A 16124-nucleotide genomic window follows, 5' to 3' on the forward strand; every position below is an offset into this window, starting at 1 on the left:
GTCGCTCTGGGCGTCGTAGCCCCAGCAGTCGCGGGTCCAGTGGCTGTAGCGCCGGCCCCGCTTGTTGAGCAGGCCAGCCCGTTCTCCCAGGCCGTAGATGCGCTCGGCGGGGTGGAGGGATTTGACCAGGCGGATGTCATCGGATCCCCAACTGAGGCCGGCGGGGAGATCGGCACAAAAGACCTGGCCTTGGGGATCGCGAAAGCTAAAGCGGAGGGGATCCCGGTCGATCTGCAGTTGCACCTGAGAGGTGGCTAGGTGAACTTGGGTGGGGCTTTCCTGCAGCTCAAAAAAAGCCGGCGGCCACTCTTCATCCGCCAGAGCCACATCCCAAGAGCGGCGGGGCAAGAACTCGCCGCTGGGGCTAAAGCGCAGCCGCAGCAGACGAGGGGTGAGCACCTGCACAGACCAGCAGCCCTGCCTGCAGAGCAATTGGATCCCTCTGGGATGGATCTGGAGTTCCTGCAGGGATCCGCAGGTTTGCCGCTGGGGTGGGCGGGCGGGGAATTGGCCGAAGATCTCGCCGGGTTCCAGCATGGGTTGGGGACAGATCGCCGCCCTCAAGGCTAACCCAAGGCCGCAAGGGAACAGGGAGCTCCCCACTCTTGTGCGCAGCCAACTTTGCTCCCATCGGTACATCTTTTTGTGAAGAGCAGCAGCAATGATCGGCTAGCTCAGACCTCAAAATCCATCGCGAAAACGAGGCGGCAATGGCCATGCGGATCCCGGCGATACCACTCCTCTCCTTGTTGCTTTTGGGAGGGGTATTTGTCCCTGCTGCCGTGGGGGCCTACCCGGTTAGCCCGGAAACGGTCATGTCCCTGCAACAGGGGGATCACGCCCAAGCTCTGCCCAGAGCCAAAAGCCAGCAGCGCTTTCGGGTGGTGACGTTGGCAAGCGGGCTGGAGCATCCCTGGGGAATGGCCTTTCTGCCGGATGGCACCATCCTGGTTACCGAACGTCCGGGCCGGCTGCGCCGAGTTACCGAGCAGGGGTTGGATCCCCAGCCCATTGCCGGGGTGCCGGAGGTGTTTGCCCGCGGCCAGGGAGGGCTGCTGGATATCGCCTTGCACCCCAACTACGCGGAGAACGGCTGGATTTACCTGTCCTATGCGGCTCCTGGGCCGGGCGGCGGGGGGACGCGGGTGGCGCGGGCCCGCCTGGGGGAGAAGGGACTCCAGGATCTGGAAGTGATCTTTGACATGGAGCGCAAGACGCCTGCCCAACAGCACTTCGGCTCCCGCCTGGCCTTTGACGAAGAAGGGTTTCTCTACATCAGCACCGGCGACCGCGGCGAGCGGGATCGGGCTCAGGATCTGGGGGATGCTGCTGGCAAGGTGTTGCGCGTTACGGATACAGGCGGGATCCCGGCGGACAATCCTTTCGTGAATCAAGCGGGGGCTTTGCCGCAAATTTTTACCTACGGCCACCGCAACATTCAGGGAATGGCCCGCCACCCCGATACAGGAGCCATTTGGACGCACGAACATGGGCCGCAAGGTGGGGACGAGATCAACATCTTGGCCCCCGGCATCAACTACGGCTGGCCCCTGATTACCCATGGTCGGGAGTACAGCGGCGAACCGGTTGGTCAAGGACTGGCGGCAGCTCCTGGATTGGCTTCGCCGCTGCTGCACTGGACCCCCTCCATTGCCCCTTCTGGCATGACTTTCTACACAGGAGAGGCTTTCCCCGAATGGCGAGGCAACCTATTCGTGGGAGCGCTGGCCGGGCAACACCTGGCGCGCTTGGTGCTGGATGGGGATCGCGTTGTGGCAGAAGAGCGCCTTCTGGAAGGGGCGGTTGGCCGTATCCGGGATGTGCGCCAAGGGCCGGATGGCTTGCTTTACCTGCTGACGGATGCCCCCAACGGATCCCTGTTGCGCTTGCAGCCAAGCTCTTGATTGGGGTTAAGCTACATGGCCCCAGCCCCGGCAGAGTTTCTAACTCCCACTGCCGCCACTACAAGAACTTGACATCTTGCTCAAGGGGGAGTGGCTCTCCTGTTTGGGAGTCCGTATGGTGACAGGCAAAGCATTCCTCTGGAGTTAGCTTAATAACCTGACCTGGAGCGGGAAGAAAGAACATCCTTAGCTCTTTGGTCGGGATCAAGACGGTTTTGCCATTTGGGGCCTTGCGCTTGTGTTTTTCGTCAGTGAAGGTCCTGACAACGCAAGATATTGGATAGTATTCGCTGGTTTGGAGCTTGGCTTCCAGAAGCGCTCTCCAGTAGGGGCTGTACCCGAAAACCCACTGACCCTTGGAAAACTTGAGATCGAATGCTTGGCTCCAAATTCTGCTGTAAAAGGTGATAATAGACGTCTTGACTTTGTAGGCTCCTGTTATCTCCTCTAAGTGAGATAAAAACTCGCCGGCAGTCAATGATTGAGGAGGGTTGGTGAAGGGACTCATGCAGCATCTCCTGGCTTTTGGTTATAGTCAGGGGAGCCCTGCATCTTCCCAGCCTACCCCGATTGAAGCACCTGCCTAAGGGCAGGGAGGAAGCTGTCTGTCCTCGTTGCCGATAAGCGGTGGCTCCCCAGCAAAGGCGGGGGAGCCTGTAGACAGAAGCAGCACCCAGCAGGAGAAGGGGGAGCTCTGTCTGCTAAAGGTCAAAACCTATGGGCGGTACAAGATTCGAACTTGTGACCCCTTCCGTGTGAAGGAAGTGCGCTACCACTGTGCTAACCGCCCTTACTCTCACTCTAGCAACTGCTAGAGCTGGACTACTATCTTACACGATTCTTACACGATCGCGCCGCCTCTGCACAGCCGGTTGGCTTGAGAAGTTGAGCTGGAGGTTTGAATCCGGCTGGAGATGGCCGGGATCCCGCTTGGGGGCTACAGTGAGGGACAGAGGCTAGGGGCACTATGGCCTACTCACCGACTGAAGAGGCAATTGCTTTGCTTATCGATTTGGCGGAACGGGGCGAGATTAACCCGTGGGATGTGCAGGTTATCGACGTCATCGATCGGTTTTTAGCCCGTATGGCTCCCACTGCCAGCAGCCATGACCTGTCGGAGTCGGGACAGGCTTTTCTCCATGCCGCTATGTTGGTCTATCTCAAGGCGATGGCGCTGTCGAAGCCGGAAGACGAAGAAAGTGAGGAGACCAACCCGGTGCAGGTGGAGGAGGATCCCTGGCTGAGTTGGTCGTCGGCCCAACTGGATCGCGTGTTGCAACCCAGGGCCGTGCCCCGCCCGAGTCGGACTCGGCCCATCACCCTCAAAGAACTAATCGGCCACCTGCAGGAGCTGGAGACCTTGCTGGAACAGCGCCTTGAGCCTGCCTCAAGGCCCCTGGCTCAACGGGTTTCTCGCAAGCAAGCGCTATCAGCAGTCGCTCAGTTGGCCCACCCAGAAAACCTCGTAGAGACCGCCGCCGAGCTGGAATCTCTGCTTGCCCAACTTTGGCAGCAGGGTCTCGCCCAAATCAGCTTTGACGACCTGCAGCAATACTTTTGCCAAGAAAGCGCTCTAAAAGGCAGTGGCGGGGCTTCCCACCCGATTCAGGTGTTCTGGTCGCTATTGCTAATGGCTTCTCGCTCGCAGGTTGAGCTTTACCAGGAGGAGTTCTACGGCCCCTTGACCATTCGTCCCTGCCGTAGGGGATCCCTCCTAGAATAGATCCTACCCAGGGATCCCTTTCTGCCGCTTTCCATGAAGACTGCGGCTCAGTCGTGGTTGCCCTCCCGCTGGCCTTCCACATCGTTTCGGGCCCGATCCGCCCGTTTGAGGTCTTCTCCGTTCAGGCGCAGGGGCAGCAAAGACTCCGCTTCGCCGTCACGGACGGCAGAGGTTTCCCGATCCAGGTAATACTCTTCAAGGCGCTCGCTGCCGGCATGCTCTTCGCTGAGGGGCTCTGTGGCGCGAGGCGAAGAGGGAGAATGCAGTAACTCAGCAGGAGGACAATCCTCGGAAATGAGCAAATCCGAGGTGCTGAGCACCCCTTTCGGGATGGAGGAAAGGCGCTGGGCAACAGCTCCGATGCTCTCCAAACGAATCATCTCCTCCCAGGAGCAAATCTCCTCTTCGTCTTCCGTTTCGTAGCGAACCAGGATGGTATCCCCTTCGATATCGAGGATCTTGGCTCGTTCCAGCCAGCGTCCCTGATCGCGCAGGTAGATCCACACATCCTTGCCTTCGCGGCTGAGTTGATAGATCCTACGATGAAGCACGGTCCCCTCCTGAGATGAAAGATCCGGGCGAACTGTTGTGGGGGTTACCCAGTTCATCCTTCCATCTTAGCTGCTGGATCCCTCCGCTGTATGCTTTTTGCGCGGCGGGATGGAGCCTTTAATCTGGCTTTAATCTGGTTTTAATCTGGAAGGGATCCGGAAAGGCCGTCTCTCCATGCCCCAAGCCGTTTCAGAGTACTTAATAGTAACCATAGATACGGAAAACCATGCGCATTGCCATTGTCGGGTTGGGGTTGATCGGCGGATCCCTGGCCCTCAAACTCAGCGAAGAGGGTTATCCCGTCTGGGGGATCAGCCGCAATCGGGCCACCTGTCAGGCGGTGCTGGAACGGGGAGCGCTGCAGGGCTGTGGAACCGATTTGGCTCAGTTGGCTGATTTCGATCCCCAGGTGGTGGTGATCTGCACCCCCCTGGAGCAGGTATTGGTCACGCTGGCGGCCTTGGTGCCCCATCTATCGCCGCAGACGGTGGTGAGCGATGTCGGCTCGGTGAAACAACCGATTGTTGCTCCGGCAACGGAATTGTGGCCGCTGTTTGTTGGAGGGCACCCGATGGCCGGCAAGACGTTGCAGGGCATCCAGGCGGCGGAAGCCAGCTTGTTTCTGGGGCGGCCCTATGTACTCACTCCCCTCCCCCAGACGCAGCCGCAGGCGATCGAGGCGATGAAAGAACTGGTGACAGCGGTCGGTGCAGAAGTTGTCCTGGCCGATCCGAAACGCCACGACCAGGCGGTGGCCTGGATCAGCCATTTGCCGGTCATGATCGGCGCCGGCTTGATCGCTGCTGTCGGCCAAGAGGAGGATCCCGACATTCTGGAGTTGGCTCGCACCCTGGCCAGCAGCGGGTTCCGAGATACCAGCCGTGTCGGTGGCGGGATCCCGCAGTTGGGGCTGGAGATGGCCCGTCACAACCGACAGGCGCTCCTGGCCGCCCTGCGTGGCTATCAAGTCCAGTTGGGGAAAATAGAGCGGCTGATCGAAGGCGAACGGTGGGAGGAGCTGCTACAGATGCTGCAACGAACCCGCCAAGAATGGCAACAGTTCCGGGTCAATCAAATACCGTCCTGAGGGGCTACCTGTAGCTGCCGTAGGGGATCGCTGGCTCGACTTTGCCACTGCTCATTAGTGCCTTGTCTTCCTTCGCAGAGATTTCTAGGGTAGGAAACATATAGAGTAGGTCGACTAGCGATCAAGGCCTGTGAGCACCCTCCTTGCTGAAGATGACACCCTTTACCGCCAACATGTGCACAGCCTGCTGATGCAGCATCTGCCTCAGTTTGGCCCGGTGTACATGGCCTCCAACGGCAGAGAGGCATTGGAGCTCTACCGTCAGCACCGTCCCAACTTCCTGTTGTTGGACATCCGCATGCCCGAGATGAGCGGGATCGAGGTGGCTCGACAAGTTTGGTCGGAGCAACCCAGTACGCGCATCATCTTTTGGTCCCACTTTGCCGATGAGGTTTATGTGCGGGAACTGCACAAGATCGTGCCGCCGCAAACTGTCTACGGCTATCTCCTGAAGAATTGCACCGACGAAAAATTGGTCAGTGCCATCCAGGCCGTGGTGCAGGATGAGCAATGCGTGATCGATCGGGAGGTGCGGGGGGTCGATTCCCGTTCGCAAAACAAAATTACCGGCCTCAGCGATGCTGAGTACGAGGTGTTGATCGATATTGCCCTCGGCCTCACCGATCAAGCTATTGCCGCACGGCGGTTTTTGTCGCGGCGAGGGGTGACCAATCGTCTGCGCAATCTCTACGACAAGCTTGAGGTGAGCAACGACCAAATTGAGAGCGAGGAGTGGGGCACAACTTTTAGCTTGCGGGCCCGCGCCATTCGCCTTGCCTTCAAGCGGGGTCTGATCAACGCCCAACTCCTGGATGAGGAGGAGGTGCACTTGGATCACTGGCTCAGCCGCTACCGCCTAGAGCCTTTGGATTAGTATCCAACCGGGTAAAAAGGAGGGGCTTGCTCGGATGCCTCCAGAGGCTTGGCTTTGCTCTGCCCCTGCCCAGAAGCCGTGCTGGGGAGGGCAATTGGCACCTCGATCATCCGCTCCGGTACCAGAGGCACCATGTCGGAGCGATCGGCGATTTCCCGCAAGGAATTGGCGATGGACTCTTGGGTGAGGAGAAACTGTCGTTCGTTGCGCTGCATCTGCTGCCACACTTGGTAGCGCTGGCTCCATCGGCTTTGGGTATGCACCGTCCAACTGTACACACTCAGCACTGACAACCCCGAGACGATGGCCATGCCCGTGGAGATCTGCTTCCACCAGATCAGGTGCTCTCTCCAGGCGGGATCCCGGCTATGGGGATAGGCTGATTTCGAGGGTTGGGGGCGACGGGTTCTGACTTTGCCGGCGGGGAGGGGCGGGGTAGTCCTTAGATGGGAACGAGGGGCCAAGGTCGCGGTTTTGCGCTGGACAGGGAGAAAACTGCGGCCACGGCTCGCGTTCAAAGGCTGGCTGACCATAGGGGTTTGCACCTCACCCACACCAAGAAATTGCTGCCAACTGGGCCCCACTCTATCCGATCTCCACGCACCTCAGAGGGCCTCCAGGGGGGCAGGGCGGCAACTTAGCTGCTGCGGGCAGCCACTCGCAGTTTGGCGGAGCGGGCGCGGGAATTGCGTTGCTGCTCCAGCTCGGAAGGGCACAGGGGTTTGGGGGTGAGCACCTGCCAGCGGGGATCCGTACGAAAGGCCCATTTCACCAGGCGATCTTCCAGGCTATGAAAGCTGATCACGGCCAACCTGCCGCCGGGTTTTAGCCAATTGGGAGCCTGGGCCAGCAGGGTTTCCAGGGCTTCCAGTTCTCGGTTCACGGCAATGCGCAGGGCCTGAAAGATCCGCGTGGCCGGGTGGATGCGGCCCCGTCTTGCCGCCGGCGGCACCGCCTGCCAGACTACGTGGGCCAGTTGGGTGGTGGTGAAAAGGGGGCGGGAGCGTTCGATGTGGTGGGCGATGCGGCGGGCAAAGCGCTCCTCGCCATAGCGAACGAAAATGTCGATCAAGTCCTCGACGGGGCGGCGGTTGACCCAGTCGGCAGCCGTTTCCTGATCGGCAGTGGGATCCATGCGCATATCGAGCGGCCCCTCGGCGCGAAAGCTAAAGCCCCGCTCGGGGCAGTCCAGTTGGGGCGAGCTCACCCCGAGGTCGGCTACGATGCCATCGAAAGGGATCCCCTGCCCTCGCTCATCCCGAAAGCCGTGCCGCTGCAGGTCGAAATCGGCAAAGTTGAGGTGCCAGAGTTGGAGGCGATTGCCGGGGATCCCGGCTGCGGCCAGACGCGCCTGGGCCGCCTGCAGAGCCGTCGGATCGCGATCCAGCCCCACCACGCGATCCGCTCCCCTCTGCAGCAGCGCCAAGCTGTGCCCACCGCCTCCCAACGTCACGTCCAAAAACGCGCCGCCCTGCTGGGGTTGCAGGTAGGCCACCACTGCCTCCGTCAAAACGGACTCGTGGTGGTACAGAAGCATTTCCCCAAGCTCAGCTCTTGCCAAGTCCATAGGCGCAGGGGGTGGCTTTGATTCTTTCCCCGCTCCTAGCTTTACCTATTGCAGGATCGGTAGACAACTCTAGTACCATCAAACGCTAGCATTCACAACGTAAGGGCTTGCAAAAAAAAGGCCGAGGCCAGGCCCCGACCGAGGAATCCATGTTGTTAAGCTCATCCTCGAGGATAGGGTCGGCTGCCGTCAAAAGACGGGCTGTCTTCCAGTGGTTCAGGATCATCTGGGTGCAAGGCCGACCGCCGGCAAGAGCAGGGCAGGTTCCAGCCTAACGTATGATTAAGACTGCTCTTGCCTTTGTCTGTTCTTTAGTTTGGTGTTACGGCTGCTGTGCTGACCACCGCTTCTTCTGCCGACATCCTGACGCTCTCGCCCGCCCGCGGCCTGCGCGGTCAAGTGAGCATTCCAGGCGATAAGTCCATCTCCCACCGCGCCCTGATGCTGGGATCCCTGGCGGAAGGGGAAACCGTCATTCACGGCCTGTCGTTGGGGGAGGATCCCCGCAGTACGGCAGCCTGTTTTCGGGCCCTGGGGGCCGATATCCCAGAGCTCAACAGCGAGTGCGTCCGCATCCAGGGGGTGGGCTTGGATCGCCTGCAGGAGCCGGCAGAGGTGTTGGATGCCGGCAATTCCGGCACCACCCTGCGCCTGATGTTGGGGATCCTGGCTGGCCAGGCGGGTCGCTTTTTTGCTGTCACTGGGGATCGCTCCCTGCGCTCGCGGCCCATGGGACGGGTGGTGGAGCCGCTGCGGCAGATGGGGGCCAACATCTGGGGACGGGCCGGGGGCAACCTGGCACCTCTGGCTGTGCAGGGGGGATCCCTAAAGGGGATCCACTACCACTCGCCCGTGGCCTCGGCCCAGGTAAAGTCCTGCCTGCTGCTGGCGGGCCTGTTGGCAGAAGGCACTACTCAGGTTACAGAGCCGGCCCTTTCCCGCGACCACTCGGAGCGGATGTTGCGGGCCTTTGGCGCCGAGATCTCTGTCGATGTGGCGGCAAAAACCGTGGCGGTGGTGGGGGGATCCCGCCTAGTGGGCCAGACGGTGCAGGTGCCAGGGGACATCAGCTCGGCAGCCTTCTGGCTGGTGGCCGCCTCGATTGTGCCCGAGAGCGAATTGCTGCTACAGGATGTGGGTCTCAACCCCACGCGCACCGGTGTGCTGCAGGTGTTGCAGGAGATGGGGGCCGATATTCAGGTTGAGAAGCGGCGGGAGGTGGCCGGCGAGCCTCTGGGGGATCTGCGCGTGCGCTCGGCCCGTTTGCGGGGTTGCAGCATTGCCGGCGATCTCATTCCCACCCTCATCGATGAGATCCCGGTTTTGGCGGTGGCGGCAGCCTTTGCCGAGGGGACTACGGTCATTCGCGATGCGGCGGAATTGCGGGTTAAAGAGAGCGACCGCTTGGCGGCCATCGCCCAGGAACTCAGCCGGATGGGGGCCCAGGTCACCGAATATCCCGACGGCCTGGAAATCAAAGGGGGGATCCCTCTGCAGGGGGCCGAGGTGGATAGCCACGCCGACCACCGCATCGCCATGAGCTTGATGGTAGCTGCCCTGGCCGCCCAGGGATCCACCACCCTTCGAGGGGCCGACTGTGCCCGCATCTCCTACCCCGACTTCATTCCCACCCTGCAGCGGCTGATCAACCCTTCGTCCGCCTCCTAGCCAGCCAAGAGCCAACCTTTGCCAATGTCAGACCAGCCCATCGCCATCGAGCACCTCTGCTTCCGCGTTCCTCCCGGTGGCCAGAGGGCCTTTATCCTACAAGACGAGCAGGTTTGGGGGCCGGCCCTGCGCCAACAGCCGGGCTTTTTGGGCAAAGAAGTCTGGCTGGATGTAGAGGATCCCGAACTTGTCCACCTCATCCTCCGCTGGGCCAGCCGCGCCGCCTGGAAAGCTTTCCCCCCGGAGCAGGCGGAAGCCTTGGATCGGCAGATGCAGCCCTTCTACGTGCGCCTGGAGCAGGCCAAAGAATACCAGCTCTGGCAGCCCGGCCTGCCAGCAGAGGAAGCGGCCAACTAGGAAGCCTCAAAGCCCACCTCGGCAGCCGTTGAGTCGGCCCTAGTGGATGCTGCCGCCCGCTCCTGCTCCACCAACTCCCGCAGGCTGGGCATGGTTACCGCCAGAGCCCCTTCGCGCCGTTTGAGACCCGCCTCAAAGGTCTCGGGGGTCACGATCCCGCCGGAGATGAGCATCTTAAAAGCATCCTCCACCGGCATGAACACCTCCACCACCTGGTCTTCCGGCACGATGGCGTACCAGCCGGTGGTTGGGTTGGGCGTGGTGGGCACGAACAGGCTGAGGGAGCGCTGCGGCCCATCCGGTCGAATGGGAGTTTGAATGACGCCCGTTACAAAAGCTAACGCCCAAACCCCAGGCCGAGGATATTCCACCAGCACCACCCGTCGAAAGCGCTGGTTGTTGGGGGCAAACAAAACGCTAACCAATTGCTTCAGGGTTTTGTAGACCAGCCCCGCTATCGGGATGGCGTGGAGCAACTGCTCGCTTAGGTTGAGCAGCCACTGGCCAACAATGTTGCGGGCCATGAAGCCAATCAACAAAATGAGCAGGATTGGCGTCAGCAAGCCCACCGCCAGATCGATGAGGTTGATCAAAATCGGGTGCAGCCCCTGGATGGGATTAAACTGCTTGGGAATGCTGGTCAAAAAGCCAATGCTCCAGGTGGCCACTTCCACCGTCAGCCAAATGGTGGTTGCCAACGGGATCACCACCAGCAACCCCGCCACGAAGTAGTTCTTGAGATGCTGCTTCCACTGGGAAATCATGGTGAGATCGTTCCGTCGAGTCAAACAAGTGGACGCACCGAGCCGATGCAAGTGGAGCTTGCAGATGGCAACCATGATACCTGCCTTCTGCATCTCTCTCATGGGCATCAGCTGCAACTTGCCTGGAGAGAGGTTGGAGCTGCTCCAAAGCGCAAAGCCCCAAACTCGGCTGAGCTGATATTGTTATCTTAGGTCGATATAAAATTTTGTAAAGGCAGGGATCCCTCCTAGAGGCTTTGTGGTCAAGCCGTAGGATGCTCCCTCATCTCTGCCGGATGTCGTGTGGGAGGCCCTATGTCAGAGTCGGATTGGTTAGAGCACACCTGTCAGGTGGAGGTCCCGGTTCCTATCGAGCAGGTGTGGGAGCTGTGGGCCAACCTCGCCCTCATGCCGCGCTGGATGAAGTGGATCCGCTCGGTGGAGCTGCTGGATCAGGAGCTGTCGCGGTGGACACTGGATACGCGCGGCCTCACCTTCAGTTGGATCTCCCGCACCCATACGGTGGTGAAGCATCAGCACATCGGCTGGCAATCGGTGGAGGGGCTTCCCAATCGGGGGGCACTGCGGTTTTACGATCGCAAGGGCAGTACTATTGTCAAGCTGTCGGTGGCCTACAAGATCCCGGGGCTCCTCGGCAAAATCTTGGACGGCCTGTTTGTGGGCAAAGTGGTGGAGAGCACGATTCAAGCGGACTTGGAGCGCTTCAAAGCCTATGCTTTGGAGCAGGCAGGGCGGGCCGCCGACAATGCCTCCGCTGGCTAGCCTCGATCTTGCTGCCGTTTTCTGCTGCCCAGTGAACCGTTGCCAATCTTCGTTGCCCAAGGTCTGCTTCATGTCCGATCCCTCCCTCGAGCCTGTCATCACCTTTTCTCATCAACCGGTGGACAACCGCAACATTCGCTTCTCCCTGGAGCGGCAAGATCTGGATCTGGATCAGCTCCTGGTGTTGTTGAACCGCAACGCCTTTTGGGCCCAAAATCGCCGGCGGGAAGAGATGGAGCGGGCCATCGCCCACAGCCACCCGGTGGTCAGCGCCTGGGACGGGGAGCGCCTGATTGGCTTTGGCCGCGCCACCTCCGATGGGGTTTACCGGGCCGTCCTCTGGGACATCGTGGTCGATCACGAGTATCGACGGCAGGGCATCGGGCGCAAGCTGGTGGAAACCCTGATCAGCCATCCCCACCTGCAGTCGGTGGAGCGCATCTACCTGTTTACCACCCATCAGCGCGGCTTTTACGAGCGCATTGGCTTTGTGGAAAACCCCAGCACCACGCTGGTTTTGCACGGGCGTCCGCTGGATTTTTTGATCCCGGCTGCCGAACAGGAGCAGGTCTGACCAACAGGGATCCCTGGGGCAAGGGGAGGCGTAGGTCAGTGTATCTTGAACAACAGTGGGTTGGCTCCGCCTTGGGAAGAGGACGCGCTAGCCTGAAGCAAAAAGGGTGAGAGGGTGTACCTATGGCCAATCGCCTCGCCACGTGTTCCAGCCTTTACCTGCGCAAGCACGCCGAGAATCCGGTGGATTGGTGGCCTTGGATCCCGGAGGCCCTGGAGAAAGCCCGGGCCGAGGACAAGCCGATTTTTCTGTCCATCGGCTACTCCAGTTGTCACTGGTGCACCGTCATGGAGGGGGAAGCCTTCTCCGACCCGGAGATCGCCGCCTTCCTCAATGCCCATTTTTTGCCCATCAAGGTGGATCGCGAGGAGCGGCCTGATCTAGACAGCATCTACATGCAGGCGCTGCAGCTCATGAGCGGGCAGGGGGGGTGGCCCCTCAATGTCTTCCTCACGCCCGACGACCTGGTGCCGTTCTACGCGGGCACCTATTTTCCGGTGGAGCCTCGCTTTGGCCGGCCGGGGTTTCTGACCGTACTGCAGCGCATCCTGCAGTTTTACCGCCAGGAAAAAGACAAAATCGAGGACATGAAGGGCCAAATCTTGGCGGCCCTGACCACCCTCAGCGACCTGGTGCCGGAAGACCATATTCCCCCTGACCTGTTGCGCTCCGGGATCCCCAAAATCCAACCCTTGCTGGCCAACGCCGGGGCAGTGCAGCAGTTTCCCATGATGCCCTACGCCCAGTTGGTGTTGCGCTCGGCCCGCTTCGACCCGCCAGAAGGGATCCCCGGCTCGCCGACGGCGCTAGAACGGGCCAAGGAGCGAGGGATGGCCTTGGTGTTAGGAGGGATCTTCGACCATGTGGCCGGCGGGTTTCACCGCTACACCGTGGATCCCACCTGGACGGTGCCCCACTTTGAAAAAATGCTCTACGACAACGGCCAGATCTTGGAGTTTCTCTCCGAGCTGTGGGCCCACGGGATCCAGGATGCGGCCATCGAGCGGGCGGTGCGCCTGACGGTGGAATGGGTGGCGCGGGAGATGACCGCCCCTGCCGGGTATTTCTACGCGGCCCAGGATGCCGACAGTTTTGCCCGAGCAGAGGATGCGGAGCCCGAGGAGGGCGAGTTCTACGTCTGGCGCTGGCAGGAGCTGCAGGATCTGCTGGATGCAGAAACCTTCCGCGCCCTGCAGCAGGCTTTCTTCCTCTCGCCGGGGGGCAATTTCCCCGATCGGCCCGGCTGTATCGTCCTACAGCGCAGGCAAGGAGGGGAGCTGCCGCCGGAAGTGGAAACGGCTTTGACGACCCATTTGTTTCGAGCTCGCTACGGCTCCACCGAGCGGAGAACCCCCTTCCCGCCCGCAGTAGATGCCCAATCGGCCCGCCGGCAATCTTGGCCAGGACGCATTCCGCCGGTCACCGACACCAAGATGATCGTCTCCTGGAACGGCCTGATGATCTCCGGCCTGGCGCGGGCCTACCAGGTGTTTGGCGAGGAGGACTATCTGCGGTTGGCCCTGCGGGCCGCCCAATTCATCCTCAGCCAGCAGCGCCACCCCCAGACGGGATCCCTGCTGCGGTTGAACTACGATGGCACAGCCCAGGTACCTGCCCAATCGGAAGATTACGCTCTGCTGATCAAGGCCCTGTTGGATTTGCACCAGGCCTGCCTGCCGCGGACAGGCGATCCCAGCTCCCAGTACTGGCTGGAGGCCGCCATTCGGCTGCAGCAGGAGATGGACACGCGACTGTGGGATGAGGCCAGGGGGGGATACTTTGTCAGCGACGCCCAGAGCACCCCGGAGCTGCTGGTGCGGGAGAAGGAGTTTCAGGACAACGCCACCCCCGCAGCCAATGGGGTGGCTGTTGCTAACCTGGTGCGCCTGGCCGCCATCACCGGAGATCTGGACTACCTGGAACGGGCAGAACAGGCCCTGAAAACCTTTGCCCACATCATGAGCACCCAGCCGCGGGTCTGCCCCAGTTTGTTCGTCGGGCTGGATTGGTACAACAACTGGGTAAAGGCAACCCTAGAAGCGGAGCACATTGCTGCGCTGCAACAGCGCTCTTGGCCCACCACCGTCTTTGCCCTGCCCACCGCAGCCGAGCCGTTGCCGGCAGGAGCTGTGGGGTTGGTGTGCTGGGGCAGCAAGTGTCTGGCCCCCGCCGCTTCTCTTGAGCAAATCCAGTCGCAGATCGGCAAAGGGCAAAACCGAGCCTACTGACATTGGCTCATCCTCTTCCAGAAGAACTCGGGATCCCGCCCCGAGAATCTACTGGCTGGCCAGCTCAGCTTTCCCCGGGATTTTCCACCCCATAGAACTCAATGCGGTAGCTCTGGATGCGAGTGCCTGTCTTCTGCTCTACCTGGGCCAGCAGCTCCGGCGGCAGCTCCACATCTACGTCCAGGATGCGGTTGCTATCCAGGCAGTTGACATGGCTGTGAGGATGGGTACGATTGCCGTAGCGGCGCCCATCGGCGCGATCTAGGCACTCGATGATGTTGTGGCTGGCCAGAGCCTCCAGATTTTGATAGACGGATGTGTGGCCAATGGGCTTGCCCTGCCGATTGAGGCGGTCGTAGATCTCTCTGGCAGAAAGGTGCTCGCCGCATTGCCACAGCAGTTCCAAAATATAGCGACGCTGCCGGCTGAGGCGCAGATTGCACTCCCGGCATCGCTCCAAAGCAGCTTCCAAAGAATCCACAGGGCGAGGCATGGGCAAACCTCAAGTCATACCGAGTCTGAGATAGCTGGTTACTCATTCACACTAGTTTAACATTCCTAAATCGAAGTTTCCAAAGGCTGATCTCCAGATCTCCGTCGGGCATCGACCTGTCCAGGCAGTGTGCGGAGGAAAGGGCGCCAACGGGAGCGCGTCAATTATCAGTTATTTTCTTCAGTTATTTACAATACGATATCGCCTATCTACGAATATCGCTGGGGTGTTGAGGAGAAGCGGGATGCGGCGGCGCCAAATGATCTTAGGCCTGTTGGGATTGGCCGGCAGCAGTGGATTGGTGGGGGCCTATTGGGCCAGTCGGCAGCGCCCTGCTTCTGTGCCTCTATCCGCAGAGATGGGATCCCCTGCTTCCCCGCCTCCTACCCCTCGGCCTACGCCCACAGTTGTCCCCCATCCGGAAGCTCCCCGGGGCCTTTACATCCCAGCCCGCCGCGATCTGCGCCTGATGGTGATCAGCGACCTGAATGGCATCTACGGCTCGGTGGACTACGACCCGGAGGTGGATCGGGCCATCCGCCTCATCCCCTATTTCCAGCCGGATATCGTCTTGGGGGGAGGGGACATGGTGGCTGGCCAAGATCCCCGCCTGTCGGAGGAGCGCATCCGCGCCATGTGGGCAGCCTTTGACCGGCATGTGGCCGGCCCGCTTCGTGCTGCCAAACTGCCCTACGGCTTCACGCTGGGCAACCACGATGCGTCCTGTGCCCGCAGCACGCGCGGGGGCTTTCTCTTCCAAAAAGAACGGGATCTGGCCCGCGAGTTTTGGAACGACCCGGCCCACGATCCCGGTTTGAATTTTGTGGATCGAGGCGACTTTCCCTTTTATTACACCTTCGAAAAAGACGGGGTGTTTTACTTAGTTTGGGATGCCACCTGCAACTACATCCCGCCGGAACAGATGGCCTGGGCAGAAGCGGCGCTGGCCAGCGAACGAGCCCAGAAGGCCAAGTTGCGCATCGTCATCGGTCACCTACCTCTCTATGCGATTACCGTCGGACGCGACGATCCGGGAGAGGTGCTGCTGGAGGCAGACGCCAAACGGGCCCTGCTGGAGAAATATCGCGTCCACACTTACATCAGCGGCCACCACCACGGCTACTACCCCGGCCACAAGGGGCAACTGCAACTGCTCCATTGCGGCATCCTCGGCTCCGGCCCCCGCCCCCTCCTGAATAGCCCCCTGCCCCCCCGCAAGACCCTTACCCTCATCGATGTGGACTTCGACGCTCCGGAGGTTACCTACTACACCACCTACCACATGCGGGATCTGAGCGTGATCGACCAAGCCGAACTGCCCCGCTTCATCACCGGCCACAACGGCCTGGTGCTGCGCCGCGATGTTAACTGGGATAACCTCACCCCCGAAGAAATCGCCACCTGCCAAGCTCGTATTGGATCCCTGTGCCGCGACGACTGACTCTTAAGCTCAGGAGCGTTGCATCTCGGCAAAAGACTGATAGCTCCTCTGCGGATGGTAGAGATGGCGCTGCTGCACAATGTCCTGTATCGACACCTGGGAGAAGTGCCGCTTGTGCAGATGGGATCCC

At 60.7% G+C, this 16124-nt stretch carries 16 protein-coding genes, 1 tRNA gene and 1 pseudogene (1 of these 18 running past the window's edge); 10 read left to right on the forward strand and 8 right to left on the reverse strand.

What is annotated here, in order from left to right:
* On the reverse strand, nucleotides 1-537 hold the 5' end (the start) of the coding sequence (locus SYN65AY6A5_RS00180; RefSeq protein ID WP_240530370.1) for a glycoside hydrolase family 31 protein. 1833 nt of this gene lie to the left of the window's left edge; only the first 537 of its 2370 coding nucleotides appear in the window; it begins with the start codon at nucleotides 535-537; the stop codon falls past the left edge of the window.
* 173 nt (nucleotides 538-710) lie between these two features.
* Between SYN65AY6A5_RS00180 and SYN65AY6A5_RS00185 the strand changes: the two genes are divergently transcribed.
* A complete protein-coding gene (locus SYN65AY6A5_RS00185; protein WP_228375286.1) occupies nucleotides 711-1904 on the forward strand; it encodes a PQQ-dependent sugar dehydrogenase in 1194 nt (397 codons plus the stop codon).
* Nucleotides 1905-1962: 58 nt separating this feature from the next.
* Here the strand turns inward: SYN65AY6A5_RS00185 and SYN65AY6A5_RS00190 are convergent, their stop codons facing one another.
* Together SYN65AY6A5_RS00190 and SYN65AY6A5_RS00195 are read right to left on the reverse strand one after the other, a co-directional pair.
* On the reverse strand, nucleotides 1963-2412 hold the full coding sequence (locus tag SYN65AY6A5_RS00190) for a hypothetical protein (protein ID WP_041438520.1): 450 nt from the start codon (nucleotides 2410-2412) through the stop codon (nucleotides 1963-1965).
* A 210-nt stretch (nucleotides 2413-2622) separates the two neighbouring features.
* A tRNA-Val gene (locus tag SYN65AY6A5_RS00195) sits at nucleotides 2623-2694 on the reverse strand.
* Between the two features lie 177 nt (nucleotides 2695-2871).
* On the opposite strand from SYN65AY6A5_RS00195, the gene SYN65AY6A5_RS00200 reads away from it, so the two are divergent.
* A complete protein-coding gene (locus SYN65AY6A5_RS00200) occupies nucleotides 2872-3627 on the forward strand; it encodes a ScpA family protein (protein WP_011431109.1) in 756 nt (251 codons plus the stop codon).
* Nucleotides 3628-3887: 260 nt separating this feature from the next.
* Here the strand turns inward: SYN65AY6A5_RS00200 and SYN65AY6A5_RS14200 are convergent.
* Nucleotides 3888-4178, reverse strand: a pseudogene (locus SYN65AY6A5_RS14200) (DUF6679 family protein); the annotation flags it as partial.
* A gap of 227 nt (nucleotides 4179-4405) precedes the next feature.
* On the opposite strand from SYN65AY6A5_RS14200, the gene SYN65AY6A5_RS00210 reads away from it, so the two are divergent.
* Both SYN65AY6A5_RS00210 and SYN65AY6A5_RS00215 read left to right on the forward strand, forming a co-directional pair.
* Nucleotides 4406-5266, forward strand: coding sequence for a prephenate/arogenate dehydrogenase (locus SYN65AY6A5_RS00210; protein WP_011431107.1), 861 nt, complete (start codon nucleotides 4406-4408; stop codon nucleotides 5264-5266).
* 130 nt (nucleotides 5267-5396) lie between these two features.
* Nucleotides 5397-6140 (forward strand): response regulator transcription factor, encoded by a 744-nt coding sequence (locus SYN65AY6A5_RS00215; RefSeq protein WP_099812881.1) that lies wholly within the window; start codon nucleotides 5397-5399, stop codon nucleotides 6138-6140.
* Here SYN65AY6A5_RS00215 and SYN65AY6A5_RS00220 read toward each other — a convergent pair.
* The gene (locus SYN65AY6A5_RS00220) at nucleotides 6137-6451 is read right to left on the reverse strand and encodes a hypothetical protein (protein ID WP_206336836.1); all 315 of its coding nucleotides are present in this window, start codon (nucleotides 6449-6451) and stop codon (nucleotides 6137-6139) included. The two genes, SYN65AY6A5_RS00215 and SYN65AY6A5_RS00220, sit on opposite strands and share 4 nt — an antisense overlap.
* A gap of 326 nt (nucleotides 6452-6777) precedes the next feature.
* Nucleotides 6778-7707: a 16S rRNA (cytosine(1402)-N(4))-methyltransferase RsmH gene (gene rsmH, locus SYN65AY6A5_RS00225; RefSeq protein ID WP_011431104.1), complete on the reverse strand. Its 930-nt coding sequence runs from the start codon at nucleotides 7705-7707 to the stop codon at nucleotides 6778-6780.
* Nucleotides 7708-8040: 333 nt separating this feature from the next.
* Between rsmH and aroA the strand changes: the two genes are divergently transcribed.
* Entirely contained in the window at nucleotides 8041-9375 is a 1335-nt protein-coding gene (aroA, locus tag SYN65AY6A5_RS00230) for a 3-phosphoshikimate 1-carboxyvinyltransferase (protein WP_011431103.1), read from the forward strand.
* 24 nt (nucleotides 9376-9399) lie between these two features.
* Nucleotides 9400-9732, forward strand: coding sequence for a TIGR03792 family protein (locus SYN65AY6A5_RS00235; RefSeq protein ID WP_099812882.1), 333 nt, complete (start codon nucleotides 9400-9402; stop codon nucleotides 9730-9732).
* Here the strand turns inward: SYN65AY6A5_RS00235 and SYN65AY6A5_RS00240 are convergent.
* On the reverse strand, nucleotides 9729-10496 hold the full coding sequence (locus tag SYN65AY6A5_RS00240; protein ID WP_168173335.1) for a DUF502 domain-containing protein: 768 nt from the start codon (nucleotides 10494-10496) through the stop codon (nucleotides 9729-9731). The two genes, SYN65AY6A5_RS00235 and SYN65AY6A5_RS00240, sit on opposite strands and share 4 nt — an antisense overlap.
* Before the next feature lie 294 nt (nucleotides 10497-10790).
* Here SYN65AY6A5_RS00240 and SYN65AY6A5_RS00245 point away from each other — a divergent pair, with 294 nt between their 5' ends.
* From SYN65AY6A5_RS00245 to SYN65AY6A5_RS00255, 3 genes are all read left to right on the forward strand, one after another.
* The gene (locus tag SYN65AY6A5_RS00245) at nucleotides 10791-11258 is read left to right on the forward strand and encodes an SRPBCC family protein (protein WP_011431100.1); all 468 of its coding nucleotides are present in this window, start codon (nucleotides 10791-10793) and stop codon (nucleotides 11256-11258) included.
* Nucleotides 11259-11328: 70 nt separating this feature from the next.
* Entirely contained in the window at nucleotides 11329-11832 is a 504-nt protein-coding gene (locus tag SYN65AY6A5_RS00250) for a GNAT family N-acetyltransferase (protein ID WP_099813335.1), read from the forward strand.
* Nucleotides 11833-11954: 122 nt separating this feature from the next.
* Nucleotides 11955-14060 carry a thioredoxin domain-containing protein gene (locus tag SYN65AY6A5_RS00255; protein ID WP_099812883.1) on the forward strand — a complete coding sequence of 702 codons (2106 nt, stop codon included), beginning with the start codon at nucleotides 11955-11957 and terminating at the stop codon, nucleotides 14058-14060.
* 64 nt (nucleotides 14061-14124) lie between these two features.
* Here SYN65AY6A5_RS00255 and SYN65AY6A5_RS00260 read toward each other — a convergent pair whose 3' ends face one another.
* A complete protein-coding gene (locus tag SYN65AY6A5_RS00260) occupies nucleotides 14125-14553 on the reverse strand; it encodes a Fur family transcriptional regulator (protein ID WP_011431097.1) in 429 nt (142 codons plus the stop codon).
* A gap of 244 nt (nucleotides 14554-14797) precedes the next feature.
* Here SYN65AY6A5_RS00260 and SYN65AY6A5_RS00265 point away from each other — a divergent pair, with 244 nt between their 5' ends.
* Nucleotides 14798-15994: a metallophosphoesterase gene (locus SYN65AY6A5_RS00265; protein WP_011431096.1), complete on the forward strand. Its 1197-nt coding sequence runs from the start codon at nucleotides 14798-14800 to the stop codon at nucleotides 15992-15994.
* The last annotated feature ends 130 nt before the right edge of the window (nucleotides 15995-16124 follow it).

The organism is Synechococcus sp. 65AY6A5, from assembly GCF_002760415.1.
Lineage (GTDB): Bacteria > Cyanobacteriota > Cyanobacteriia > Thermostichales > Thermostichaceae > Thermostichus.

Coding starts and splice junctions, on each gene's coding strand:
- SYN65AY6A5_RS00255 (WP_099812883.1), top strand. CDS start 11,955: ATGGCCAATCGCCTCGCCACGTGTTCCAGCCTTTACCTGCGCAAGCAC.
- SYN65AY6A5_RS00200 (WP_011431109.1), top strand. CDS start 2,872: ATGGCCTACTCACCGACTGAAGAGGCAATTGCTTTGCTTATCGATTTG.
- SYN65AY6A5_RS00265 (WP_011431096.1), top strand. CDS start 14,798: ATGCGGCGGCGCCAAATGATCTTAGGCCTGTTGGGATTGGCCGGCAGC.
- rsmH (WP_011431104.1), bottom strand. CDS start 7,707: ATGGACTTGGCAAGAGCTGAGCTTGGGGAAATGCTTCTGTACCACCAC.
- SYN65AY6A5_RS00210 (WP_011431107.1), top strand. CDS start 4,406: ATGCGCATTGCCATTGTCGGGTTGGGGTTGATCGGCGGATCCCTGGCC.
- SYN65AY6A5_RS00240 (WP_168173335.1), bottom strand. CDS start 10,496: ATGATTTCCCAGTGGAAGCAGCATCTCAAGAACTACTTCGTGGCGGGG.
- SYN65AY6A5_RS00260 (WP_011431097.1), bottom strand. CDS start 14,553: ATGCCTCGCCCTGTGGATTCTTTGGAAGCTGCTTTGGAGCGATGCCGG.
- SYN65AY6A5_RS00235 (WP_099812882.1), top strand. CDS start 9,400: ATGTCAGACCAGCCCATCGCCATCGAGCACCTCTGCTTCCGCGTTCCT.
- SYN65AY6A5_RS00220 (WP_206336836.1), bottom strand. CDS start 6,451: ATGGCCATCGTCTCGGGGTTGTCAGTGCTGAGTGTGTACAGTTGGACG.
- SYN65AY6A5_RS00190 (WP_041438520.1), bottom strand. CDS start 2,412: ATGAGTCCCTTCACCAACCCTCCTCAATCATTGACTGCCGGCGAGTTT.
- SYN65AY6A5_RS00250 (WP_099813335.1), top strand. CDS start 11,329: ATGTCCGATCCCTCCCTCGAGCCTGTCATCACCTTTTCTCATCAACCG.
- SYN65AY6A5_RS00185 (WP_228375286.1), top strand. CDS start 711: ATGGCCATGCGGATCCCGGCGATACCACTCCTCTCCTTGTTGCTTTTG.
- SYN65AY6A5_RS00245 (WP_011431100.1), top strand. CDS start 10,791: ATGTCAGAGTCGGATTGGTTAGAGCACACCTGTCAGGTGGAGGTCCCG.